Annotated in this window: 24 protein-coding genes; 22 read left to right on the top strand and 2 right to left on the bottom strand. The window is 64.7% G+C overall.

The genetic code is table 11. The features are described from left to right. Nucleotides 1-191 precede the first annotated feature (191 nt). The 10 genes from G404_RS0107090 (at nucleotide 192) to G404_RS0107045 (ending at nucleotide 11240) form a co-directional block, all read left to right on the top strand. A complete protein-coding gene (locus tag G404_RS0107090) occupies nucleotides 192-1061 on the top strand; it encodes an aromatic ring-hydroxylating oxygenase subunit alpha (protein WP_028640464.1) in 870 nt (289 codons plus the stop codon). Further along, entirely contained in the window at nucleotides 1058-1645 is a 588-nt protein-coding gene (locus tag G404_RS0107085) for a Rieske (2Fe-2S) protein (RefSeq protein ID WP_028640463.1), read from the top strand. The genes G404_RS0107090 and G404_RS0107085 overlap by 4 nt, the downstream gene beginning before the upstream one ends. After that, nucleotides 1642-2280 carry a glutathione S-transferase family protein gene (locus tag G404_RS0107080; protein ID WP_028640462.1) on the top strand — a complete coding sequence of 213 codons (639 nt, stop codon included), beginning with the start codon at nucleotides 1642-1644 and terminating at the stop codon, nucleotides 2278-2280. Before G404_RS0107085 ends, G404_RS0107080 begins: the two co-directional genes overlap by 4 nt. 131 nt (nucleotides 2281-2411) lie before the next feature. Continuing rightward, entirely contained in the window at nucleotides 2412-3794 is a 1383-nt protein-coding gene (locus G404_RS0107075; RefSeq protein ID WP_028640461.1) for a PAS domain-containing protein, read from the top strand. A gap of 75 nt (nucleotides 3795-3869) precedes the next feature. Continuing rightward, nucleotides 3870-4862, top strand: a complete 993-nt coding sequence (locus G404_RS0107070) for an alpha/beta hydrolase (RefSeq protein WP_084601113.1) — start codon at nucleotides 3870-3872, stop codon at nucleotides 4860-4862. A gap of 20 nt (nucleotides 4863-4882) precedes the next feature. After that, nucleotides 4883-6229, top strand: coding sequence for a M48 family metalloprotease (locus G404_RS0107065; protein ID WP_036520698.1), 1347 nt, complete (start codon nucleotides 4883-4885; stop codon nucleotides 6227-6229). A 10-nt stretch (nucleotides 6230-6239) separates the two neighbouring features. Beyond that, nucleotides 6240-7019, top strand: a complete 780-nt coding sequence (locus G404_RS0107060; RefSeq protein ID WP_028640458.1) for a DsbA family protein — start codon at nucleotides 6240-6242, stop codon at nucleotides 7017-7019. A gap of 180 nt (nucleotides 7020-7199) precedes the next feature. After that, the gene (locus G404_RS0107055; RefSeq protein WP_036520697.1) at nucleotides 7200-8387 is read left to right on the top strand and encodes an acyltransferase family protein; all 1188 of its coding nucleotides are present in this window, start codon (nucleotides 7200-7202) and stop codon (nucleotides 8385-8387) included. A 1-nt stretch (nucleotide 8388) separates the two neighbouring features. Beyond that, nucleotides 8389-9558 carry a hypothetical protein gene (locus tag G404_RS18395; protein WP_051280341.1) on the top strand — a complete coding sequence of 390 codons (1170 nt, stop codon included), beginning with the start codon at nucleotides 8389-8391 and terminating at the stop codon, nucleotides 9556-9558. A gap of 158 nt (nucleotides 9559-9716) precedes the next feature. Continuing rightward, nucleotides 9717-11240: a hypothetical protein gene (locus G404_RS0107045; RefSeq protein WP_028640456.1), complete on the top strand. Its 1524-nt coding sequence runs from the start codon at nucleotides 9717-9719 to the stop codon at nucleotides 11238-11240. A gap of 6 nt (nucleotides 11241-11246) precedes the next feature. Here the strand turns inward: G404_RS0107045 and G404_RS0107040 are convergent, their stop codons facing one another. Next, nucleotides 11247-11645: a GFA family protein gene (locus G404_RS0107040; protein WP_028640455.1), complete on the bottom strand. Its 399-nt coding sequence runs from the start codon at nucleotides 11643-11645 to the stop codon at nucleotides 11247-11249. A 137-nt stretch (nucleotides 11646-11782) separates the two neighbouring features. On the opposite strand from G404_RS0107040, the gene G404_RS0107035 reads away from it, so the two are divergent. The 4 genes from G404_RS0107035 (at nucleotide 11783) to G404_RS19795 (ending at nucleotide 16288) form a co-directional block, all read left to right on the top strand. Then, the gene (locus G404_RS0107035) at nucleotides 11783-13084 is read left to right on the top strand and encodes an MFS transporter (RefSeq protein WP_156906224.1); all 1302 of its coding nucleotides are present in this window, start codon (nucleotides 11783-11785) and stop codon (nucleotides 13082-13084) included. A gap of 138 nt (nucleotides 13085-13222) precedes the next feature. Continuing rightward, nucleotides 13223-13954, top strand: coding sequence for a TadE/TadG family type IV pilus assembly protein (locus G404_RS18390; protein WP_051280339.1), 732 nt, complete (start codon nucleotides 13223-13225; stop codon nucleotides 13952-13954). After that, a complete protein-coding gene (locus G404_RS19800; protein WP_051280338.1) occupies nucleotides 13948-14601 on the top strand; it encodes a TadE/TadG family type IV pilus assembly protein in 654 nt (217 codons plus the stop codon). The genes G404_RS18390 and G404_RS19800 overlap by 7 nt, the downstream gene beginning before the upstream one ends. A gap of 4 nt (nucleotides 14602-14605) precedes the next feature. Continuing rightward, on the top strand, nucleotides 14606-16288 hold the full coding sequence (locus tag G404_RS19795) for a TadE/TadG family type IV pilus assembly protein (RefSeq protein WP_028640453.1): 1683 nt from the start codon (nucleotides 14606-14608) through the stop codon (nucleotides 16286-16288). 150 nt (nucleotides 16289-16438) lie between these two features. Here G404_RS19795 and G404_RS0107015 read toward each other — a convergent pair whose 3' ends face one another. Beyond that, a complete protein-coding gene (locus G404_RS0107015) occupies nucleotides 16439-16741 on the bottom strand; it encodes a hypothetical protein (protein ID WP_156906223.1) in 303 nt (100 codons plus the stop codon). A 301-nt stretch (nucleotides 16742-17042) separates the two neighbouring features. On the opposite strand from G404_RS0107015, the gene G404_RS0107010 reads away from it, so the two are divergent. The 8 genes from G404_RS0107010 to G404_RS0106975 all read left to right on the top strand — a co-directional run bounded on the left by G404_RS0107010 (nucleotide 17043) and on the right by G404_RS0106975 (nucleotide 24594). After that, nucleotides 17043-17495: a c-type cytochrome gene (locus G404_RS0107010; RefSeq protein ID WP_051280337.1), complete on the top strand. Its 453-nt coding sequence runs from the start codon at nucleotides 17043-17045 to the stop codon at nucleotides 17493-17495. 80 nt (nucleotides 17496-17575) lie between these two features. Next, a complete protein-coding gene (locus G404_RS0107005) occupies nucleotides 17576-18484 on the top strand; it encodes a LysR family transcriptional regulator (protein ID WP_028640450.1) in 909 nt (302 codons plus the stop codon). A 106-nt stretch (nucleotides 18485-18590) separates the two neighbouring features. Further along, complete coding sequence (locus tag G404_RS0107000) at nucleotides 18591-19706, top strand: FAD-dependent oxidoreductase (protein WP_028640449.1); 1116 nt, start codon at nucleotides 18591-18593, stop codon at nucleotides 19704-19706. A 20-nt stretch (nucleotides 19707-19726) separates the two neighbouring features. Further along, nucleotides 19727-20629, top strand: a complete 903-nt coding sequence (locus tag G404_RS0106995) for a VOC family protein (RefSeq protein ID WP_028640448.1) — start codon at nucleotides 19727-19729, stop codon at nucleotides 20627-20629. 3 nt (nucleotides 20630-20632) lie between these two features. After that, entirely contained in the window at nucleotides 20633-21805 is a 1173-nt protein-coding gene (locus G404_RS0106990) for an alpha/beta hydrolase family protein (protein WP_028640447.1), read from the top strand. A gap of 21 nt (nucleotides 21806-21826) precedes the next feature. Continuing rightward, the gene (locus G404_RS0106985) at nucleotides 21827-22606 is read left to right on the top strand and encodes a cyclase family protein (RefSeq protein WP_028640446.1); all 780 of its coding nucleotides are present in this window, start codon (nucleotides 21827-21829) and stop codon (nucleotides 22604-22606) included. Nucleotides 22607-22610: 4 nt separating this feature from the next. Beyond that, on the top strand, nucleotides 22611-23567 hold the full coding sequence (locus tag G404_RS0106980; protein ID WP_028640445.1) for a fumarylacetoacetate hydrolase family protein: 957 nt from the start codon (nucleotides 22611-22613) through the stop codon (nucleotides 23565-23567). A 151-nt stretch (nucleotides 23568-23718) separates the two neighbouring features. Next, nucleotides 23719-24594, top strand: a complete 876-nt coding sequence (locus G404_RS0106975) for a tetratricopeptide repeat protein (protein WP_084601108.1) — start codon at nucleotides 23719-23721, stop codon at nucleotides 24592-24594. The last annotated feature ends 3 nt before the right edge of the window (nucleotides 24595-24597 follow it).

The following is a 24597-nucleotide window of genomic DNA, read 5'->3' as shown; positions in this document are numbered from 1 at the left end:
GTCTCGCCAATGTCATTTTTTGCATTTGCGAGATGAAACATGCAAATGTCTGTCGATTTGCATACCAGCGTGGCACAAATGCGCACACGCCCTTTTTGGAGGATCTGATCGTGGCCCGGGCACGCGCGGCGTCCAGACGCGAGAAACAAAATCGCGCTTGCCTTTGCGCTGTTGCGAATTAGGCCGCGGCTATGGCCGAAACCGATCCGATCCTGTGGAATGACTGGCACCCGGTGGCCGCGCGCTGCACGCTCGATCCCGCGCGTGCGCACCGCACCATGCTGCTGGACGTGCCCCTGACCGTGACCATCGATGGTGCGGGCACGATCATCGCCCGGCGCGATGATGCGCAAAGGGTGCACCACGCCGAACGCTATGGCCTGATCTGGGTGTGCCTGGGCACGCCGGCGCGGGACGTGCTGTCCATTGACGCGGCGAATGAACCCGACCGGCCGGCAATTGTCGTCGGCGCGATCGGCGTACGCGCGTCTGCCCCGCGGGTGATCGAAAATTTTCTCGATCTGGGCCATCTCGGCTATGTCCACGCCGGCTATCTGGGCGACGATCCGCATACGCGCGTCCTGCCCTATGCCGTCAACGCGCTACCCGGGGGCGGGATCATTGCAACGGGGTGCAAGATGTACCAGCCGCAGGCATCGCCCGCCGCCACCGAAGCGTTTGATGTCGACTATGTCTACAAAGTCGAACGCGCGCTGGTGACGTGCCTGTACAAATCCAACCCGATGCACCGCAACCGGTTCGACGTGATCTACCTGTTTGTCCAGCCGGTGACCGAAGAGACCAGCGTGGCCCACCCTGTGCTGCTGTGCCTGCCCGATGGCACCACGCCGCAGGGCTTGCGCGCGTTCCAACAGACGATCTTTCTGCAGGACAAGCCGATCCTGGAAAACCAGTTTCCCAAACGCCTGCCGCTGACCGATGGCGCCGAATTGCCGATCGCGGCAGACAAGGCCTCGGTCGCGTATCGCCGCTGGCTGTCGGCGATCGGTTTGACCTATGGCGTCATTCCCGCCCCCGTCAGGGGTGCGCACGCGGCATGACCTTGCTCGAACCGGGCCGCTGGTACGCGGTTGCCGCGGACCATGATCTGGTGGCAAACCATATCTATCGCACCACGCTGGGCGGGCATGATCTGGCCCTGTGGCGCGCACGCGATGGTACGGTCTGCGTCTGGCACGATCGCTGTCCGCATCGGGGGGTGCGTCTGTCGCTGGGCGAAGTGGTGGGCAATGAATTGCGCTGCCAGTATCATGCCTGGCGCTTTGGCACGGGCGGCGCGTGCACCTTCATCCCCGCGCAACCCGACCGCAAGGTGCCCGGTGCGATCCATGCAACGGTGTGGCCGATGGCGCAGGCCAGCGGACTGATCTGGACCGGGATCGATCCGGTGGGTGCGCCCCCGGCCCTGCCCGATGGCGCAGTGATCCGCGCAATCCCGATTGACCGCTGCGCGGAAGACCTGGAACGCGCGATCGACGGCGCCGCGTTGCCGGCGCTGGCGCTGACCATCCAGCCTTGCACAGCGGACCGGGCGATTGTGCGCGGCGCCGCAACCGATGGCGATCTGGTGCGCGCCGACCAGGCGCTGCTGGCGCTGCGCCGCCGGCTGGAGGCGGGCGCATGATCCTTTATGACGCGCATCATCTGGCAGAATGCTATGCCGTGCGCCTGTTGGCGGTAATGCTCGGGTGCGATCTGACCCTGGTGCCGGTCGATGTCTATCCGGGGCACGAGCACCACGCAGAGGCCTTTGCCGCGATCAATCCGTTGGCCAGCCTGCCCGTGCTGATCGATGGCGAACGGGTTCTGACCGACTGGCAGGAGATCATGGTCGATCTGGCCCTGCGGCACGATGCCGCGTGGTGTCCGCTGCACGATCCCGCCCTGGTCGGATGGCTGGGCATGGCGCGCGATCTTGGCGGCAGTGCCGGCCTGGCGCGGATGATCGAAACATTTGGTGCGCCTGGCGATGCCGATGCGGCGCGTGCGCGTGCCGCGATCCTGCTTGACGAAATCGAGCGGCGGCTGTGGTTTGGCGAACGCAGCGGGTGGCATTGGCTGATGCCCGGGCCGCATCCGACCGTGGCCGATCTGGCCGCGTTTGTGTTTGTCGCCCCATGCGAAGACGGGGGATCAAGCCTGCGCGACCGCCCCGCATTGCGCCGCTGGTGCGACCGCATCCGCTTCGCCCCGGGCTTTGTCGCGATGAGCGGCGTGTTCCCGCCCATGGCCAATACGGCTGATTTGAACGCGGGTTGACCGCAATGCCCGCGTGACAGCGCGATGACGCACACCGTGCGCACAAGCCGCCGCACAACTTAGCCATTTTTTTACCATGTTGCGCCACAACCGGCTGACAAGGACCTGTGGGCGGAAGGTGCGATTGCGATATGGATGGTTTGCGGGGGGGCGACTTCGGCGCCGATGACCAGGGCCAGGAACTCGACGATGTGATCGATACCCCGCCGCCGGTGATCGGGCAGGACGAGCGGCGCATGCAGGTGCGCGCCTACAATTACTGGGCCGGCCTGTTGGGAAAGCGTCGGTTTCCGTTGCCCGATCGCCTGATCGCGGGCGATTTGCCCGAATTTTCCAGCAATGCGGTGCTGCTGCATTTCGCCGACGGGATCGAGGATCCCAGCGTGCTGGCGCTGGGCGCGGCCTTGGCCGCCGAATGCGGTGACAACCAGCCGATCGGGCGATTGAGCCACGTGCCTGGCCGATCGGTGCTGTCGCGCATCACCGACCACTATCTGCAGATCATCGCCAACGAGGCGCCGATCGGGTTCGAAGCCGAATTCGTCAACGCGCGCGGGGCAACCATCCTGTATCGCGGCATTCTGCTGCCGTTTTCCACCGATGATGCCACGATCGACTATATCTACGGGGTGATCAACTGGAAGGAACTGGCCGACCAGCGGACGACCGACGAACTGATGCACGAAATCGGCCAGGCGCTGGGCCATGGCGCGGTGGCGCGGCGCAAGCCGGTGCTGGGCGGCGCTGCATCGCGAACGCCATCGCAAGCCTGGGCCGATGGCCCGCTGACCGACGGTTCGGGCGGCCTGTGGGCCGACGATCTGCCGCTGCCGCTGGATCTGTCCCCGTTCATCGATGACGACGGCGAAGACCTTGCCCCTGCGGGATTGCCGACCTTCGCACCGGAACCTGCGGCGGCCGAGCCACTGACGCTGGCCGAATGGCTGGAAAAAGCCCGCGCCAGTGCGCTGCGCGCGCAAGCCAGCGAAGACCGCACCCGCCAATCGCTTTATGCCGCGATCGGCCGCGCCTGGGATTTTGCGCTGGCGGCCGCAATTGCGCCGGCCGACTATGCGCGGCTGGTGGCAGAGGCCGGGCTGGTGCTGCAGGATCGCGCGCCGCTGATCCCGCTGATCAAGCTGGTGTTCGGCGCCGATTACGACAAGACCCGCCTGACCGAATACGCGACCGTCCTGGCCCACGCCCGGCGCCTGGATCTGGCCAAAGGCGCGCTGGCCGATGTGCTGGGCGCAACCCCGGGCGGGATCAAGGCGATTGTCGCGCGTGAACGCGCGGCCAGGCGGGGCACAGACCGCACCGCGGTGCAGCGCAAGGGCTGGCAGGCCACGGCGCGCGCGCTGCCCGCCCGTCCGCTTGCCGATCTGGCGCAGGATGGCGCGGAATTCGCGCTGGTCATGGTGCGCCGTCTGCCCGGTGCAGAGCCTGCGATGCTGGGCGAAATCAGCGATGATGCCGCGCTGCTGGCACGCGCCGTACGACGGTTTGTCGCCTGATCGGGCATGCGCTCGCGGCGTGGTCCGTGCAAATACGCTTTCTTCGGGGCGCCGGGCGGTGCTAGCCTGCCTGCGATGAACCGTTTCGTTCGACTGCCCGCTTCGCGCCGCGCGCTGTCCCGTCAGGCCTGGGCCGGCCTGGGGCTGGTGGTGCTGGGGGGCCTTGGCCTTGCCGGCGTGCGCTTTGCCACCCAACGCGGCAGTGTCGCCATGCTTGATCAGACCGACCGGCTGCTGGCGGGCGGCGATCGCGCAATCCGTCTGGCGGCCGCGGCACGATTCGGCGCGGATCCGTCGCAACACCTGCAGCTGTTTGTGCCGACCGATCCCGCGCTCGATCCGGCGGTCACGGGCCGCGCGCTGCCGCTGGTGGTGTTCATCCACGGCGGCGGCTGGGCCAGCGGCGATGCCCGCGATTACCGCTTCATCGCGCGCAATCTGGCGCCGGCGGGCTATGCCGTGGTGCTGGCGGGGTATCGCCTGCTGGAAGCGGGGCGCTATCCGGCGATGCTCGAAGACGGGGCGGCAGCGCTGCGCTGGATTGCAGCCGAGGCGCAGGCGCATGGCGGCGATAGCGCGCGCATCAGTTTGATGGGCCATTCGGCGGGTGCCTACAACGCGGTCATGCTGGCGCTTGACCGGCGCTGGTGGGACCAGGGCGGCCTGCCCGATCAGGCGCTGCGCGGGGTGATCGGCCTGGCCGGGCCGTATGATTTTCTGCCGTTCGACAATCACAGCACGATCGCCGCGTTCGGCCATGCCGCAGACCCCTCCGAAACCCAGCCGATCCACCATGCACGGGGGGATGGCCCGCCGCTGCTGCTGATCCATGGCGGCGACGACACGCGTGTGCTGCCGCGCCACAGCCTGGCGCTGGCGCGTGCGCTGGGGCGCAGCGGCGGCCGCAGCGAAACCCGTATGCTTGACGGCATCGGCCACGAAGGGCTGATCATGCGCTTTGCCCGACCGTTTCTGCGCGACCGGCGTCCATTGGTGCTGGTGTGCGATTTTCTTGCGCAGGTCATGGCCGAGCCTGCTTCAGCACCCGTTCAGTCTGCACCGGCATAACCCGCGCTGTGCTCAAACGATTGACCCTTTCGACAGCCGCGGTGCTGGCTTTGGCCTGCATCGCCCCCCGGGCGCAGGCGCAGGAAGTGCTGCGCGATGCCGAAACCGAAAGTTTTTTCCGCGACATGTCGGCGCCGATTATCCAGGCCGCCGGGATGGACCCGCACAATGTCGATGTGGTCTTGTTGAACGATGGCGAAATCAACGCCTTCGTCGCCGGGGGGCAGACGGTCTATATCAATTCGGGCCTGCTCGGTGCGGCCGACCACGCCGAAGAAGTGCAGGGCGTGTTTGCCCATGAACTGGGGCATATCGTGGGCGGCCATGCCATTCGCGGCGGCGAAGGCGCCAAACCCGCGACCGCGATCACGCTTTTGTCGTTGCTGCTGGGCGCAGCCGCCGCGGCCGCCGGCGCGCCCGAGGCGGGCATGGGCATTTTCATGGCGGGCGAACAGGCGGCCATGGGCAAATACCTGGCCTTCAGCCGCGCACAGGAAGCCACCGCCGATGCGGCCAGCGTAAAATTTCTGGCGGGCGCGGGGATTTCCGGGCGCGGCTCGGTCAGCTTTTTCAAAAAGCTGCAAAACATGGAATATCGCGCCGGGTTCCGCCGCACTGCCGATGCCGAATTTTATAGCACCCACCCGATGACGGCAGACCGCCTGACGACATTGCAGGACTCGTTCGAGCAGGATGCGGCGTGGAACCGGCCCGAGAACCCCGATCTGCAGCGCCGGTTTCTGCGGATCAAGGCCAAGCTATACGGATATTTGGCCGAACCGCAGCAGACGTTGACCGCGTATCCTGAATATCTGACCGATGTGCCGGCACACTATGCGCGCGCCTATGCCTATCACAAGCAGGCGTTCATGGACAAATCGCTGGCCGAAACCGACGCGATCCTGGCACAGCAACCCGACGATGCCTATGCCCTGGAGCTGAAAGGCCAGGTTCTGCTCGAATCCGGGCGCCCGCTCGAAGCCATCCCGCCGTTGCGCCGCGCAGTCGATCTGACCCGGAACCAGCCGTTGATCGCCACGACGTTCGCCCACGCGCTGCTTGCAACCGAAGACCCGGCGCATTTTGCCGAGGCCGAACGCGTGCTCAAAGGTGCCGTGGCCAAGGACCACGACAACCCGTTTGCATGGTACGAACTGGGGGTGGTCTACGAAGCGCAAGGCGATACCGCGCGCGCGCGGCTGGCCAGCGCCGAACAGCAGCAGATGGAACTGCACTTTGTCGAATCGTTGCGCAATGCCCAGGCTGCCGAGGCCGCCCTGCCCAAAGGATCGCCCGACTGGCTGCGTGCGCAGGATATCGAAATGAGTTCGCGCGCGATGATTGAGCGAACGAAGAAAAAGAAATAAGGCTTTGCGCATGCAGCTGTCTCCGCGTCTTCGCCTTGTCATCCTGATCGTTTCCACAGGCCTGATCGCGGGCGGGTCGCTGGGCTGGTATCGTGCCAGCCGGGCCGAACGGGGCAGCGATGCGATGGGCGCAGACCTTGCCCGTGCCGGGATCGATCCTGGCAAGCGCGCCGCGTTCGAGGAACTGGTGCGTGCCTATATTCTTGAACACCCCGAAATCCTGCCCCAGGCGATGGACCGGTTGCAGGCGCGCGACAATGCCGAGCGGCTGAAACCGGTGCGGCAGGCGCTGGAAACGCCGTTTCCGGGCGCGGTGCTCGGCAATCCGGCGGGCACGATCACGATGGTCGAATTCACCGACTTTGCCTGCAGCTATTGCCGGGGCAGCGTTGCCGACATCAACGCGCTGATCGTGGCCAATCCGCAACTGAAGGTGGTGGTGCGCGAATTGCCGATCATCGCACCCGAAAGCGAACCCGCCGCGCGCATGGCGCTGGCCGCCGCTGCCCAAGGCAAATTCGGCGCCTATCACGCGGCGATGTTTGCCGGCCCGCGCCCCGACAGTGCCAGCATCACCGCCGCCGCCGCCAGCGCCGGCGTGGACCTGACCGCGGCGCAAGCGTTCATGAAACGCGCCGATGTGGGCCAGGAAATCGAACACAACCTGGCCTATGCCCGCCAACTGGGGATCAGCGGCACGCCGGCCTTTGCCATCGGCGGGCAGATCATCGCGGGCGCGGTCGGCCGCGAAAAGCTGCAACAAGCCGTCGACGCCGCACGCACCAGCTGATCGGTCCATTGCGCCGGGCGCGGTGCCCCGGCGTTGCGCAGCATGGACCAAGCGGCGGTTTGGGCCGTTTCGGTGGTTCTTGCGCTTAACCCGCCCCGCCTGATCGACCAGGATCGCCACCGGAGATATCCGCTGTGCAGGCCATTGCACGCGATTCGGACATGGGAGGCGGCCTTGGCGGTGGATGAAGCAAGGCGGGCACATCGCGATCCGGCTTCGCAACGGCTGGCTTCGGTCGATTCGCTGCGCGCGATCGCGATGATCGTGGTGATTGCCCAGCATGCCGATCTGTTCCCGTTCGGGTGGCTGGGGGTACAGATCTTTTTCGTGATTTCGGGGTTTGTCGTGACGCTGTCGGTGATCGACAATCCGCCGGCAGGGCAGGCGGCGGGGCAGGCCTTGCGCCAGTTCTATCAGCGGCGGATCGCGCGGATCATGCCCGGCTATTACGCCTATGTCCTTTTGGCGATGATCCTGACCTTGATCATCGGCGCCCCGTTCGAGGCCGGTTCGCGCCTGGCGCAATCGCTGTTCTGGTACAATTTCTATCTGGTCTGGCTGGACACCAAACCGCTGATCCCGACATCGCATCTGTGGTCGCTGTCGGTGGAAATGCAGTTCTACCTGCTGTTCGGGCCGGTGCTGATGTTTGTGCGCCGCGCCTGGCTGGGGCCGGGTTTGATGGCTGCGATCGTGCTGGTTACGGTTTCACGGCTGTGGTGTGCATTCGATGTCGCGCGGTTGCAGCAGGTCAGCCATTTTTCGCCGTGGCAATTCGATGCCTTTGCGGCAGGCGCGCTGCTGGCGCTGCATCGGCAATGGCTCGATCGGCGCCGGGCGCGGCTGTTGCTGATCGTCGGCATCGCCGCGATGACAGGGTTCATTGTCAGCTACATGGCGGTCAATTACCATTTTGGCGCGCGCGGGATGGGCATCGCGGAAAAAATATTGTCGGGCAATGCGGTGGGGCAAGGGCGCGCCGCAGTCATGTTTACCCCGATCATGCTGCTGTCGGCCGGGCTGGTTGCCAGCGCCGCCACCCCCGGCGCGGTTTTGCACAGCCTGCTCGACCGGCCGCGACTGGTGCGCATCGGGCGGGCCTCGTATTCGGGCTATTTGATCCATTTTCTGATCCTGGTGATCTTTCAGCAAGCGCTGACCGATCTGTTCGGGATCGACTGGACCGCCGGGCGCACGATCGCCGGGCTCGGCACCAAGGCGTTGCTGGTGTGCCTGGCAACGCCGGCCACGGTGGTGCTGGCCGATATGATCCATGTGCGGTTTGAAGTGCCGGCGTCCAGGCTGGTTGGCCGCCGGCTGGCCGGCCCGTGGTTTGCGGCCAAGCCGGCGGCGGCGGTCGCCTCGTAAAATGCCACGCATGATCGCCACGCTGGCCAGCGCGTTTCTTGGCGCGCTGGGCGTGGGCGCACCGATCCATTATACCGATGGGGGTTACGCGCAGATCGCCACTGTGATTGCCGATCTCGACTATCTGGGCATTCACTGCATCCGCACCGGCGCCTGGTTCCACGGCATCCAGGGCGAACAGGCCTATCACATCGCGGCAAAGGCGGGTGTGCGGTTCGACATGGTGCTGAACACCACCGACGCGCCGGGGCAAAGCGTGGCGCAAATGGCGCAGTTTGCCGCCGCACATCCGGGCGCCATCGCCGCGATCGAGGGGCCGAACGAGATCAACAATTTCGGCGCGCACTACCACGCGATGAACGGCGCAGCGGCCGCAACCCGTTTTCAGGATGATCTCTATCGCGCGATTGCCGCCGATCACGTGCTGCAGGGCACCACGGTCTTCAGCTATACGATGAACGCCGGGGCAACATCGACCACCGGCTATGACTATGCGGCGATCCATCCCTATGCCGTCGGTGGCCGCGCGCCGCGCGCGTTCCTCGAAACCAACATCGCCAGTGTGCCGGCGGGCAAACGCTTTGCGCTGACCGAGACAGGCTATCCCACGCTGCCCACCGACAAGGACGGGGTGGATGGCCGCGTCCAGGCGATCTACACTCTGGACATGATCCTCGACGCCGCACATGCGGGCGCTTCGGCGATCTATCTTTATGAATTGCTCGACGCCTATCCCGACCCCGACGGTTCGCGCATCGGCACCCATTTCGGCCTGTTCGACCGGGCCAACCGCCCCAAGCCGGCGGCGATTGCCCTGCACAATCTGGCGCGCATTCTTGGCCCCGGGCGTTCGTCGGGGCAGGCCGCGTTTGCGCCCGGATCGATCGATATCGCCGCCGACCCTGCGATCCGCATGCTGCTGCTGCAAAAGTCTCCCGACGTGTTCGATCTGGTGGTGTGGGATGAACAGCCGCTGTGGAACGGCCAGACGCATGCCCCGATTGCACCCACGGCGCACCATCGCACCGTGCATTTTGGCACGGTGCCGCGTGCAATCGCCGTGTTTGATCCGATGCGCGACACCGCGCCAATGCTGAACAAGCCGGGGACGGCGACGCTCGATCTGCGCATGGCTGCAGACCCGCTGATCGTCGAAATATCGTTCCGGTAAAATTGGCGCGAAAACAGCGTGGCAACCGGGTTGTTACGTTACCACACCATATTGAATCAAGATGATTACTTTGTTTGCAAACAATCGCAAACGACCTGAAGCGGCGTTTACCAGGCCCATCAAAATGTTAAAAACGGTTATGACTTACGCTGCATGGCATGACCCTGATCACTGCCACCAGCGCCGCCCGTTTTGTCGCCTCGATCGGCGTCAATGCGTCAATCAACTATACCGATGGCAAATACGCCAATATCCAGACCGTCCTGGCCGACCTGAAATATATCGGGGTCAGCCTGATCCGCACCGCGGCCTATGTTCCCGGCATGCAGGGTCAGTCGGCGTACAACCTTGCGGCGAGCCAGGGCATCCGCTTTGACATGCTGCTATACGCCAATCCCGCGCCCCAGACCAGCGTGGCGCAGATGGCGGCCTTTGCCAGCGCCCATCCCGGCGCGCTGGTATCGATCGAAGGCCCCAATGAAATCAACAATTTCGGCGTCGCCTACCGCGGCCTGACCGGGGCTGCGGCCGCGGTGTCGTTCCAGAACGACCTCTTTGCCGATATTCGCGCCAATGGGGTTCTGAACGGTACGACTGTCTACAGCTATACCATGAATGCCGGGGCCTCCTCGACCACCGGGTACGATGTCGCCACGATCCATCCTTATGCCGTGAACGGGGCAGCGCCCTTGTCGTATCTGCACAACAATCTGGCCGCCGTGCCCGCAGCCAAGCCCTTTGCGGTGACCGAGGCGGGCTATTCCAGCCTGGGCAGCGCATCGGGCGGGGTCGATGCGCATGTCCAGGCGATCTACGATCTCGACACGCTGTTCGACGCCCATGCGGCGGGCGCACAGTCCGCGTTCCTCTATGAATTGCTCGATGCCTATGCCGATCCGGCGGGCACGCTGGTGGGCAATCACTTTGGCCTGTTCGACATCGGCAACGCGCCCAAGCCGGCCGCGGTGGCGCTGCACAACCTGACCCAGATCCTGGGCGGTGGCCCGGCATCCTATAGCGCAGGAGGCTTGTCCTGGTCGATCACCGGCGCGGACAAGACTGCCGGCGCAATGCTGCTGCAAAAGGCGACCAATCTGTTCGACCTGGTGGTGTGGGACGAACAGCCGATCTGGAACAGTGCCAGCCACAGCGAAGTGGCCGCCAGCACCCACACCGAAGCGCTTCGTTTTGCGCGCATCATGCAGACCGTCGCGGTCTATGACCCGTTGCTGGGCACGACGCCGATTGCGACCTATCACGATGTATCATCGATCGCTTTGCCGCTGGGGGCTGACCCGCTGGTCGTGGAATTGACCCCGGTGCCGACGTGGACCCCTGCCATGGATGGCGCGCGCGCAGCATCAAAATCGATCGAGGCCACGGCATCGGGCATGCTGATCGTGGGTGCTGCGGGTGACACGATCACCGCCACCGGCAATCGCGATACGTTTGCGCTGCACGCAGGGTTTGGCAACGAGACGATCACCGGCTTTGTCGGCGGCACGGCCCCGGCCGACGTGATCCAGTTTGACAAGGGTCTGTTCGACAGCTTTGCCGCGGTACAAGGCGCGATGCATCAGGTGGGCGATAGCGTGGTCATCACCTATGATGCGCACGACCAGCTTGTGCTGAACCATGTCGGCATGGCGCAACTGTCAGCATCGAACTTTCTGTTCGTCTAGCCCGTTTTACACACGACCTTGCGGATAATGCTCGATTGCGCCGGGGATCGACACCCAGGTGTGCATCGATTGTTCCCACACCGATCGCACCGGGGGTTGAAATTGCGGATCGGCAATCGTGCCGACCGTGACGCCGATCATCGCCGGATGCCTGCCGGTGCGGGCATAGACGGTGGTTCCGCACGTCGGGCAAAAAAACGTTTCGAAGCTGTTGCCCGTGTCCGTCGCGCGTTCAAAACGGGTGGCATTGCCCGAAACGACCACCTGGTCCGCCGGATAATAGGCGATCACGCCAAACGGTGACCCGGTTCTGCGCTGACACGCGATGCAATGGCAGGCGACCACGGCCGGCGTAGGGCCCGGAAGGTCGACGCATAGCTGACCGCATTGACACTGTGCCTTCATGGTTCGCCTCCGCTGACCACCTGCATCCTAATCCGGCCGGTTGATTGCGCAACCGATTACCGACGGGTGGCCATTGCCGCCTAGACAGCGCGGGATTGCGCCCATAGCGTGATCGCACTGTTCTTGGGGGGATATACGTGGCGGGGGTTGCTGATACTGCGGACGGGCATGCGTCCGATCCGGACCTGCCGGCGATCCCGCTGCGCTGGCTGGCGCTGGTGGTGGCGGCGCTGGCCATTCTGGCGACGTATTACGAAACCGATGTGATCGGCGACATTGCCGATCTGCTGATCCGCCAGCGCGGCTTTACGCAAAGCCAGATCGGCAGCCTGAATGCTGCGATCTACTGGCCCAGCGTGGTGCTGGCGCTGGTCGGCGGGGTCATGATCGATCGCTATGGCGCGGCGCGCATGGCATTGTGGACCGCCGCGATCGGGCTGATCGGCGCCTGCCTGACCGCGATCGGATCGCCCTATTGGCTGATGTGGCTGGGGCGGCTGATCTTTGGCGTGGCGGAAGGTGCCATTTTCATGGCGCTGATCGCGGGGCTGGCGCTGTGGTTTCCGCGCAAGGGCATTGCGCTGGCCACCGCGCTGTGGCTGTCGATGGCGCGGGTCGGGTCGGCACTGTGCAACAGCTCGTCAACCTGGGCAAAGCCGCTTTACGATGCGGGCTGGCAGCCGCCGCTGTGGCTGGGTGCGGGGATTGCCGCGCTGGGTCTGGCGGCGGCCACGGTGTTCTGGCTGCTCGATCCGCATCGCCCGCAGCGCGCCGCATCACCTGGCGACCGGCCTCTGCCGGTGCCGCAGGGCTGGGCCCGGCTGCGGTTTGGCGCGGCATATTGGTACATCCTGGCGCTGCACGTGCTGTATGCCTCGGTCTTCTTTCCGTTCCGCCAGACCTATGCGGTCGAATATTTTCAGCATGCCAAGAACATGACGCTGCAGGCCGCAGCACTCAGCAATTCGTGGGTGTTTGTCGCGGCAATCTTTGCCACGCCGCTGTTCGGGGTGCTGGCCGACCGGTTCGGGCATCGCGCGCTGATGCTGGTATTTGGCACCGTGTTGCTGCCCGTCACCCTGGCGGTGCTGGGGCTGACCGATTTGTCGCCATGGCTGTCGACCGTGCTGATGGGGATCAGCTGGTCGCTGGTGCCCGCGGTGATCTGGCCGGCGACGACGATGATCGTTGCGCGGGAACAGCTGGGCACAGCGCTTGGCCTGATTACGCTGATCCAGGCGCTGGGCATCGGCGCGGCGAACCTGGGCGCGGGCTATTTTGCCGATCGTGCCGGGGCCGGCCCTGCAAATCCGGCCGGATATGGCGTGGTGCTGGTGTTTTTCGGAGCGATCAGCCTGGCGGCACTGGCGTCGGTCATCGCGCTGTGGCGGCACGAAACCGGCCCCGACGGCCACGGGCTGGAACGCCCGTCGCGATAGGAAAACGCGCACTGCCGGCAGACGCGGGCAATCGGCCGCGGTTAACCATGTTTATCGCCGCGCAGGCCGCCGCTGCGACCACGGATGGCCTGGCTTACAAACCAAAATTTAACGCCTGCCCGCGTAGAAGTCCCGGTCATGGCTGTACGGGCACCCATTCTTGGCACAATTGCAGCGCTTTTCCGCAACCCGGAAAGGCCCGCACGGCATGGACGACGCGCCGGCGCGTCCGATCGGCGGCGGCTGCTGCGCGATGACGAGGCCGGTGCGGCGCTTGAATTTGCGCTGCTGGCGCCGGCATTCATTGCCCTGTTGCTGGCGATCACCAACACGCTGCTGATCTATCTGGCGCAGGAAGCGCTGGAAACCGCGGCCGAAAGCGCGGCACGCCAGCTGCTGACAGGCCAGGCGCAGACGTTTCAGTCCTACAGTGGCTCGACCAAGAACACCGGCATGACGGCCACGCAATTTACCAACGCGATTTGCGGAACCCTGACGTACAACGCCACGGCCAATGCCAGCACGCCGACAACCTATGGCAGCGGCAGCCTGCTGCCGCCGCTGCTGAGTTGCAGCAATCTCTATGTCAATGTCGCGCCGGCCAGCAGCTTTTCCAACGCATCGACCGCACCGGTGACACTCAGCGTCGACAGCAACGGCAATATCACCGGCACCAGCTTTTCAACTTCGTCCGGCGGCACCACCCAGAACCAGATCCTGGTGGTACAATTGCTGTATCTGTGGCCGACGGTGACGGGGCCGCTGGGTCTCAACATGGGCAATACGTCGGCCAACAATCGCATTCTGACCGCGACCGAAGTGATCGATACCGAAACCTACCCCTGCCCGACGGGGCAGACGACATGCTGAGGCGGCTGCTTGGCGACACGCGCGCATCGGCCATGCTGGAATTCGCGATCTGCCTGCCGGTCTTGGCGGTGCTCTATATCGGCAGCTATGTCGCGGTTGACGAGGTTTCGTGCAGCCGCAAGGTGTCGATCGCGACACGCACGCTGGTCGATTTGATGAGCCGCAGCTATTCGCCCTCGGTGATCGCATCAAGCCCGTCGAGCACCGATGCCACCGCAATCCTGACCGCAGCGGGGATCACCCTGACACCCTACAGCACTTCGCATGCTGTCGAAAACGTTGCGCTGGTGCGGATCTGCGATGCCACGCATGCCTATGTCATCTGGACGCAGGCGATAACCTATGATTCATCGGGCAACGCGAAATCGACCACACCGGTGCTGACCGCCGGATCGCTGAGCAGCAGCAGCGTCATCGCCTTGCCTGCCAACATGACAACCACGCCATCGGTGCCGACCTCACCCGATGGCAGCGATGTATGCCAGAACTATTCCGCCACCACCGCGCAGAAAACGCAAGTCGGTACGGCGGGTGGTTATCTGTACCTGGCCGAGGTTGATTACACCTACCAGCCCCTGCCCGGCTTCGGCTTTCCCGCCACCGTGCCGCTGAGCACCATTCTCTACATGAATCCACGATTGTTCTGAGGCCATGCAGATGATTTCGATCCGCACATCACGATTGCTGGGGCACTTGCGGCGGAACCGCGACGGCAATGTTCTGGTGATGACCGCGCTCGCGATGCTGACGTTGTGTTTCGCATTCGGTTTTGTCGTGGACTACAGCCGTGCCGAGGCGGCGCAGACCGAGCTCAATGCCATCGCCGATGCGGCGGCGTTGACCGCGGTTGACCCGTCGATGATCTATCAGACCAATGCCACCGCCCAGACGGCAGCCACCGCGATGTGGAACGCCCAGGTCGCCAGCTTGAGCGGGCTGACCGGCATCACGATGACACCCTCGGTCACGACCGGCAGCGGCATCGGCGGCCTGCGCAATGTCACGATCACCTGGACCGCCAATTCGACCAATCTTTTTGCCAATTTCCTGGGGCTGCCCTCGCTGGCGCTGTCGGGGTCGGCATCGACTGCGGCATCGCAGCCGCCAAATATCAATTTCTACATCATGGTCGACAATTCGCCTTCGATGCTGATCCCGGATTCGGCCGCCGGTATTTCGGAGCTGCAACAGACCACCACCACCAGCGACGGCGGCTGCGCATTTACGTGTCACAACCGGCTGCCGCAGACCAGCTACAGCTACCAGGTCACCAACCTTTGGCCGGGCAAAACCACGTCAGGCTATGTCGCGTGGATTCCCGACAGCCCCTATACCTCGCCGTCGATGACCGGGTCGCAATATTTCATGTGGGTCAGCCCCACCGACGTGACCAAAGTTTACGATCCGGGTAACAATCTGCTGACCAATTATCAGGTTTGCGCCGGCTCTGACGGCACAACTGCCACCTCGGTCTCGATGGCGACAACCAACCAGGGGTGTTCCAAGACCACGATTTCGGGGCAATGGGCCGACGGCTATTGGGCCGTGGAAAACTTTTCCGTACTCTATCCCGGCAACTCCAATATCGAGTTGCGGATCGACGACGCATCCAATGCGGTACAGGCGATCGGGCCTTATGCCTACGGCGTGTCGCAGACCAACAACGCGACGTATGCCTTGCAGGAATTTTTCTACAACAACAAGGTCAGCGACCCGCAGAACCTCTATCCGTCATTGCCCAGCGGCGCGTCGCAGATTTCGGGCACGGCGGTCGTGCAGATGACAGCGATGACCACCTTGAACAGCGCAACGGCCTTTGCCCCACCCAAGATCCCGGTGCCGCGCTGGGTCAATTCGACCTGTGTGACCACGGTTTCGTGCCCCAATCAATCGCCCAACGGGGATACCACCGACAACCCGAACATGCTGTCGACGATGAGCACGCTGATACCCAATCCCGGCACGGGGCAAACGGGCAGTACGCCGCAGGATGTGCTGTTTCTGATCACCGATGGCTACGACGATATGTATGGGACTAACCGCGGGACTTTCACCACGGCCGAACTGGCGCAATGTAACGCGATCAAGGCGCGCGGCATCAAGATCGCGGTGATCTACACGCAGTACCTGGCCAGTTCGATCCAGACCCAGTATCCCAGCTACGCCTCGGTGCTGACCCCCACCGACCAGGTGGCGGCCGCCTTGCAGTCCTGCGCATCGCCCAATGCCAGCGGAACGCCGCTGTTCTACCAGGTCAGCCAGGGCCAGTCGATCGTGCCGGCGTTGCAGCAGCTGTTCGCCGCCGTGGTGCAAAGCGCCTATATCGTCAGCTGAACCGGTCCGCTGCAATCATCGCCGCGAAAGACCGGCGCCAGATACAACGATGCCCCTGTGGCCGAAGGACCGCAGGGGCATCATGTTTCATGCAATGATACCGGCCATGCGCCGGCCTTGCCCGCGCCCGGGCGGTGTCTGGTGCCGGGGTCAGGGCACGTCTTTGTTCGGCCCCGAGCCGGTGTCCCGATAAGGCGCGTAATGGGTGTCCATCGACGATCCGTTGCCCGCATCCACAGGGATTGCGTCGTTCGCCGCGTGGGGCTGCGGCAGGGTTGCCGGCGCGATCGTTGCAAAGCCACGCGGGTCGCCCGCATGCGTCGCGGCCGCCAGCCGCTTTTCCGCAGCGGCCGTGCGCGCGTCTGCATCGGCCAGGCGCTTTTCCAGATCAGCGTTTTGCGACGACTGCGTGCATCCGCCCAGCCCAAGTGCCGGCATGGCCGCAACGGCCATGCACATCGCCATGCTTGATCGCAATACGTACGCCTTGATCATGACATCTGACACCAGTCGATCGCGGCACTCGGCGTGCCAGGGCAGGATCGATCGCCGTCCTTGCAGGCCGGGCCAACCCTGTATTTGAACGCAGATCTAGACGATTGTGATAAAAGGATGCTTGCCGTTGATGGTTAAGACATCCGATCGCACATAACGCGCAGCGTCCAACCCGCCTTGACCGGGCGCATATTTCGGGCAGGCTTGGCCAAAGACCGGACACCGGTGTTCTGCCGCGGCCTTTCGAAAGGAGACACTCATGCGCACGTTTTTGCTGATGACCGCAACGCTTGTCCTGGGCACCGCCGTCGTGGCCCGTTCGGCCACGCCGGCCGACGTGATCGAGGCGCGGCAGACCAGTCTGAAGGCGATGGGCAAGGCGATGAAAAGCTCTGCCGAAAGCTTCAAGTCGGGATCACCCGATGCAGTGCTGATCCGCGCCAATGCCCAGGTCATCGCGGGCAACGCCGACAAGCTGGCCACCTGGTTCCCTGCCGGAACCGGCGCCGGCGGCCCCACCAAGACCGGCGCCAAGGCCGAAATCTGGACCGATCCGGCAGGTTTTGCCAAGGCGGCGGGCGATTTCTCGGCCGCGGCCAAGGCCTTTGGCGCGGCCGCGCAGGGCAACGACCTGGCCGCCACCGGCGCCGCGCTGGCCACGCTGGGCGGCACCTGCAAGGCATGCCACGAAAAGTACCGCGAAAAGGATTGATCCCGCGCAGCGTACCGGCTTCAGTTTTGCCAATCCTGATCTATGGTTGCAACGGCGAACCATAATCCGGATTTGTGACCATGCGTTTCAAGGAACTCGATCTCAACCTGCTGGTGGTGTTTGCCACGCTGATGGAAACGCGCAGCGTGACACGCACTGGCGAGCGGCTGAGCCTGACCCAGCCCGCCGCCAGCGCGGCGCTGCGCCGGTTGCGCACCTATTTCGGCGATCCGATGCTGGTACAAGTGGGCAAGCGGATGCATCCCACCCCCTTTGCCGAGGCGCTCTACCCCCAGATCCAGCGCGCGCTGACCCAGGTGACCCACGCCATTGCGACCCCGGCGGGGTTTGATCCGGCCACCTCGTCGCGGCGGTTCCGCATCAACGCCTCGGACTATGTCATGGTGGCGGTGCTGGTCGAACTGGCCGCGCGGCTGCGCGCGCGCGCCCCGGGCATCCAGCTGGAGGTGCAATTGCCTTCGGAAACCAACGCCGAAGATCTGGAAAACGGCCGGATCGACCTGTTGATCGCACCCGAGCAATTGCTGGCACCATGGCATCCGTCGGATTTCCTGTACGAAGAGGAACAGGCCGTGGTCGGGTGGAGGGGCAATCCGGCGATGGACGGCGGCCTGACCGAAGATCTGTTCTTTGCCGCCGGCCATGTCGGCGTTGCGCTGGGCGCACAGCGCGCGGCGACTTTTGCCGATACCCAGCTGGCGCGCATGGGCCGCCAGCGCCGGATCGAGATCGAGGTCGCCTCGTTTGCCAGCGTGCCATGGTTTGTCCAGCGCACCGATCGCCTGGCGGTGCTGCACAAACGCCTGGTGCGCGCGATGATGCCGCAATTCGATCTGGCGTTCGTGCCGATGCCCTTCCCGTTTCCGCGCCTGCGCGAAATGGTGCAGTTTCACGAATCGCGCCGCGACGATGGCGGCCTGATCTGGCTGCGCGAGGAACTGCGTATGGCGGCGTTGGCCACGGCATGAATTGAATTGATGCATAGGCATAATTCTAATGATTTTTACAGATCACTGACCCAGCGCCTATTCTACGGTCCGGGGCGCATGCGAAGCGCCCGCGGGGAGAGCGACGTTGGACAATTTGCGGATCCTGATCATCGGTGGCGGCATTGGCGGGCTGACCAGCGCGATCGCGCTGTGCCGTGATGGCCATGCGGTGACGGTGATCGAACGCGATCCGACCTGGTCGGTCTATGGCGTGGGCATCATCCAGCAATCGAACGTGCTGCGCGCGGCGCAGGCGCTGGGTATTCTGGAGGGCTATCTTGCGGCCGGTGTCGGGTTTGACGCGGTCGAAATCTTCATCCCCAGCGGGCACAAAGTGGCACGCGTACCCGGCCATCCGGTCGCGCCCGGGCTGCCGGTCAATCTGGGCATCGGCCGGCCCGCGCTGCACGCCTTGCTTGGCGATACCGCAATCGCTGCCGGCGCCGAGGTGCGGCTGGGCCTGACCGCGCAAATTCTTGACGACACGGGTGCTGCGGTCAACGCCACGTTTTCCGATGGCAGCCACGGCACCTGGGATCTGGTGATCGCGGCCGACGGGGTCCATTCCACCACCCGCACGCGCGTGCTGCCCGAAGCCCAGGCGCCCGAATTCACCGGCCAATCGGTGTGGCGGTACAATTTCCCGCGCCCCGCCGATCTTGATGCCTTGCAGGTTTACAACGGGCCCACCGGCGTCGGCCTGGTGCCGATCAGCGAAAGCCTGATGTACATGTATGTCACCACGCCCGAGCCCGACAATCCGCGCTATCCCACCGAAGGTCTGGCCGCGCGGATGCGCGCAAAGCTGGCGGGTACCGCGCCTGCGATCCAGGCGCTGGCCGATACAATCACCGATGACCACGGCGTCGTCTATCGCCCGCTCGAGGTCAATCTGGTGACCGGCCCCTGGCACAAGGGCCGCGTGGTGCTGCTGGGCGATGCGGTGCATGCCACCACGCCACACCTGGGCCAGGGCGCGGGCATGGCGATCGAGGACAGCGTGGTGCTGGCGCAGGAAATCGCCGCCGCCGACACGCCCGAACAGGCCTTTGCCGCGTACCGCGACCGCCGGTTCGAGCGCTGCCGCTATATCGTCGAAAAAAGCCTGGCCATCTGCCACGGCCAGATCGGCAAAGGCCCGCCGGTCGACAACGCCGCAGCCACCGCCGAAATGTTCGATGTCGTGGCGCAACCGATCTGACCCATCCGAAGGAATATCGCATGAGCCGAGTGACCGAGATCCGTTACGTGGGCTATGGCGTGGTCGATTTCGACGCCGAGGCCGCCTTTTACGCCGATGTCTGGGGGCTGGACCGCGTACCCAGCGACGACGGCATGGCCTGGTTCAAGACGCCGGGCCACGATGAACACCACGTGGTGCGCCTGCGCCGGGCCGAGGAAAACCGGATCGACGTGATCGCGCTGGCCGCGGAAACCGCCGCCGATGTCGATGCACTGGCGCACAAGGTTGCGGCCGCGGGCGGACGGATCGTCCATGCGCCCCAGGCATTGACCACACCGGGCGGCGGCTATGGCTTTCGCTTCTTTTCGCCCGATGGCCTGCAGTTCGAAATCAGCGCCGGGGTGGCGCGCGGCCCCGGTCGGCCCTTGTCCAGGTGGGAAGGCTTGCCCGAACGGATCAGCCATATCGTGCTGCATTCGCCCGACCATCAGGCGCTGGCGGCGTGGTTCTGCGATGTGCTGGGCTTCAAGGTGTCCGACTGGTTGGGCGATTTCATGTGTTTCCTGCGCTGCAACGATGCGCACCACCGCTTTGCGATTCTGCCCGGTCCGCCCTGCCTGAACCATGTCGCCTATGACATGCCGACGCTGGATGACATGATGCGCGGCGCGCACCGGCTGAAGGTGAAAGGCATCGATATCGGCTGGGGGCCGGGACGGCACACCGCCGGCAACAACACCTTCAGCTATTTCGTCACCCCCGGCGGGTTCGTTGCCGAATATACCAGCGAACTGGATGTGGTGGATTTCGCCACGCACGCACCGACCGTGCATGTACCTGCACCGCTGGTCATGGACCAGTGGGGCATTGGCACCGGCGGCCCGCAGACCCTGCCCCATGCCCATCCCAATCCGGGGCTGTACGTTGCGATCGAGGCCTGAACCATGGCGCTGTTTGAATATTTTCCCAATTATATCTGGAACCTGGCGGTTGCCATCGCCATGGAATCGGGGGGCCAGATCGGCGAAATTGTCGACATGTGCCAGCCGATCCGCGATGCCGCAGCGCAAGGCGCCGACGCGGGCACGCCCGCATTCATGCGCCAGTGGGCGGCAATGGGCGACAAGCTGATCGAACTCGCCGCCGAAGACGAAGCGCGCGGACGCGCGTTCAGCGCCTCGGACAAGCTGGAGCGCGCCGCACTCTACCTGTTCAACGCCGAACGCATGCAGGGCCATGGCCATCCGGGCCGCGCCGAGACATATGCCAGGGCACTGGCCACGTTCGAACGATCGACCCGCGCCGGCGCGATCAACCGGCAACGCGTCGAAGTGCCGCTGGGCGATGGCTATCCCGCGGGGGCAACGATGCCCGCGCTGTATACCCGCGCGCCCGGACCCGGCCCGCATCCGGTGGTGGTCTACTGCAACGGGCTGGACAGCTGCAAGGAACTGCTGTTCTGGTCGCGCCTGCCCGCGGCCCTGGCGCGGCGCGGCATTTCGACACTGTGCGTCGATCAGCCGGGCAGCGGCGAGGCGTTGCGCCTGCAGGGCCTGCCCGTTGCCCCCGACAGCGAACGCTGGGCCAGCCGCGCGGTCGACTGGCTGGAATTGCACCAGGATGTCGATCCGCAACGCATCGGCATGACCGGGATTTCGCTCGGCGGTCATTTCGCCCCGCGCGCGGTCGCCTACGAGCCGCGATTTGCCAGCGGTGCGTGCTGGGGCGCCAACCACAACTGGCGCGAAGTGCAGGACAAGCGCCGCCTGCGCGAAGGTGAAAACCCGGTGCCGCATTACTGGGCGCATGTGATGTGGGCCTTTGGCGCCACCGACATCGACGATTTTTTTGCCCGGGCCGACGCAATGAACCTGAACGGCCACATGGACCGGGTGCGTGTGCCGTTCCTGGTTACCCACGGCGCCAACGACCGCCAGATCAGCGTGCAATATGCCCATGATTGTTACGCACAGCTGGTCAACAGCCCCCGCCGCGAGCTGAAGATCTTTACCGCGCGCGAAGGCGGGGTCGAACATGTCGGCGCCGACAACATGACCTATGGCCGCGACTATATCGCCGACTGGTTTGCCGATACGCTGGGCGGCAAGACCGCCTGAATGACACTCAAAGGATCACACATGGCGCGTCAATTCATCGATCTGTCGATCACGCTGTGCAACGACGTGGTGTCCGACCCGCCGTTCATGCGGCCCGAAATCACCTATCAGACCCATGGTGAAACCGTGGCCGAGGCCGCGCATTTCTTTCCCGGCCTGACCGCAGAGGCGATCCCCGGCGGCGAGGGCTTTGCCGCCGCCGAATGGGTGCGCCTGACCACGCACAACGGCACGCATCTTGATGCACCGTGGCATTTCCACCCCACCATGAACGGCGGCGAACGCGCGATCACGATCGACGAAGTGCCGCTGGAATGGTGTTTTCAACCCGGGGTCAAGCTGGATTTCCGGCATTTTCCCGATGGCTATGTCGTAACCGCGCAAGACGTCGAGGACGAATTGGCGCGTATCGGCCACACGCTGCAACCGCTCGACATCGTGCTGGTCAACACCGCGGCGGGCAAGGCGCTGGGGCGGCCCGATTTCGTCAATGTCGGTTGCGGCATGGGTTACGAGGCGACCATGTACCTTACCAGCCGGGGCGTGCGCGTCACCGGCACCGACGCCTGGAGCTGGGACGCGCCGTTTGCCCATACCGCCAAAAAGGTTGCGGAAACCGGCGACACCTCGCTGATCTGGGAAGGGCACAAGGCCGGGCGCGACATCGGCTATTGCCACCTGGAAAAACTGCACAATCTCGAAGTGCTGCCAGCGGACGGATTTACCGTGTCGTGCTTTCCGGCGAAGATCCAGGGCGCCTCTGCCGGCTGGACCCGCGCCGTCGCGATCCTCGAGGATTGAGCGGATGCGCCTGGCCACGCTCGATGATGGCACCCCCGATGGCGCGCTGGTGGTGGTATCGCCCGACGGCACAAGGGTTCTGCCCGCGCAGACCAGCCTGATCGCCGCAATCGCCGACTGGCCCGGAGTGCTGCCGGTGCTGCAGGCGCTGGCGGCCCGCCTGGCATTGGGCCAGGGCGATCCGTTTGGTCCGGCGCAGCTGCGCGCGCCGATGCCACGTTCGTGGCAATGGCTCGACGGATCGGCATTCAACCAGCACGGCGAACTGATGCAGATCGCCTTCAACCAGGCGCCGATCGAAACCGACCGGCCGTTGATGTATCAGGGCCTTTCGGACCGGTTTTATGGCCCGACCGATCCGATCCCGTTTGCCAGTGAAGCCGACGGCATCGATTTCGAAGGCGAATTCGGCGTGATCGTCGATGCCGTGCCGATGGGGGTGACGTCGCACGATGCGGCCGCGCACATCCGCCTGATCGTCCAGATCAACGACTGGTCGTTGCGCGCGATCGCACCGGTCGAAATGAAGACCGGGTTCGGCTGGATCCAGGCCAAACCCGCGTGCAGCATGGCACCGTTTGCCGTCACGCCCGACGAACTGGGGCGCGACTGGCGCGATGGACGGGTGTGCTGCGATCTGGCGGTGGCGTGGAACGGACAGCGCTTTGGCATGGTGCGCGGAGACGAAATGGCGTTTTCGTTCCCCGAACTGGTCGCACACGCCGCGCGCACCCGCGATCTGGTGGCGGGCACGATCATCGGATCGGGCACCGTGTCCAACCGCGATTATGCCACACGCGGTTCGGCGTGCATTTCCGAACGCCGCGCGATCGAGATCATTGCCCACGGTCAGGCGCAGACCGCCTTCATGGCGATCGGCGACAGCGTGCAGATGGAAGGCCGCACCAGCGATGGCCGCACCCCGTTTGGCGCCATCGACCAGGTGACGTTCAGGGCTTGACCGCCACACCGGCGGCGCAATCAGCATCCAGTCTTGAAAACCGGCGCGTTCGGGGCCAGATTCACACGCGCGGGCCGGTCAGGCCAGCAGCAGTTAACCCGGATTGTGCCATCGGTGGCAACATCGCGCGCACACTTGCAAGGATGGTCTTATGGTTTCACGTGTAACCCATTACCGGACCGGAGCCATGCTCGCGGCCCTGCTGGTGTGCGGTTCTGTCCTGCCTGCCTTCGCGGCCGATGCCACGAAGGACGAGGTCTATCAAAAGGCCAAGTCGGGCGATATCGATGGCGCACTCGCACTGATGGCGCCGGTGCTGAAGGACCACCCCGACAGTGCCAAGGCCCACTATATCGAGGCGGAATTGCTGGCCAAGGCCAATCGGCTGGACGAGGCCAGGACCGAGCTGGCCAAGGCCAAGAGCCTGGCGCCGGGACTGCCCGGGGTCAACAGCCGTTCGGTGCGCGAGCTTGAGGCCAAGCTGAACAGCCCGACCGGGCTGGTGCCCGCCAATCGCGTGTCGGGCGCGATGGCACCCGGCATGGTCGCGCCGCAGGAACGCCATTCGAGCATTCCATGGGGCCTGATCATCATCGCAGGCGTGGTCATCTTTGGTGTTCTGGCGCTGCTGCGCCGGCGTTCGACCCCGCCCTATGTGCAGACCTACGGCGGCGCGTCGGGCGTTCAGCCCGGCTATGGCGCGCCGATGCCAGGGCCCGGTTATGGACCCGGCTATGGCGCCCCCGGGTATGGCGGTGGCATGGGCGGCGGAGGCGGCCTGATGGGCAGCCTGGCCAGCGGTGCCGCGATGGGCGCAGGCTTTGCCGTGGGCGAAGAGGTGGTCGATCACATGATGGGCGGCGGCGAACGTGGCGAACGCTATGGCGGCGGTGGCGGCGGCTATGCCGACAACCAGCCGCAGGTCGATCCCAACGCCGACATGGGCGGCAACGATTTCGGCGTTTCCGGCGGCGATTCGTGGGATGACGGTTCGTCGGGCGGCGGCGGCGACGACGGCGGCTGGTAATCG

Origin of the sequence: Novosphingobium acidiphilum DSM 19966, assembly GCF_000429005.1 — a bacterium.
In the GTDB taxonomy this organism is placed as follows: Bacteria; Pseudomonadota; Alphaproteobacteria; order Sphingomonadales; family Sphingomonadaceae; genus Novosphingobium; species Novosphingobium acidiphilum.
This window is presented reverse-complemented; position numbering and strand designations above follow the sequence as displayed.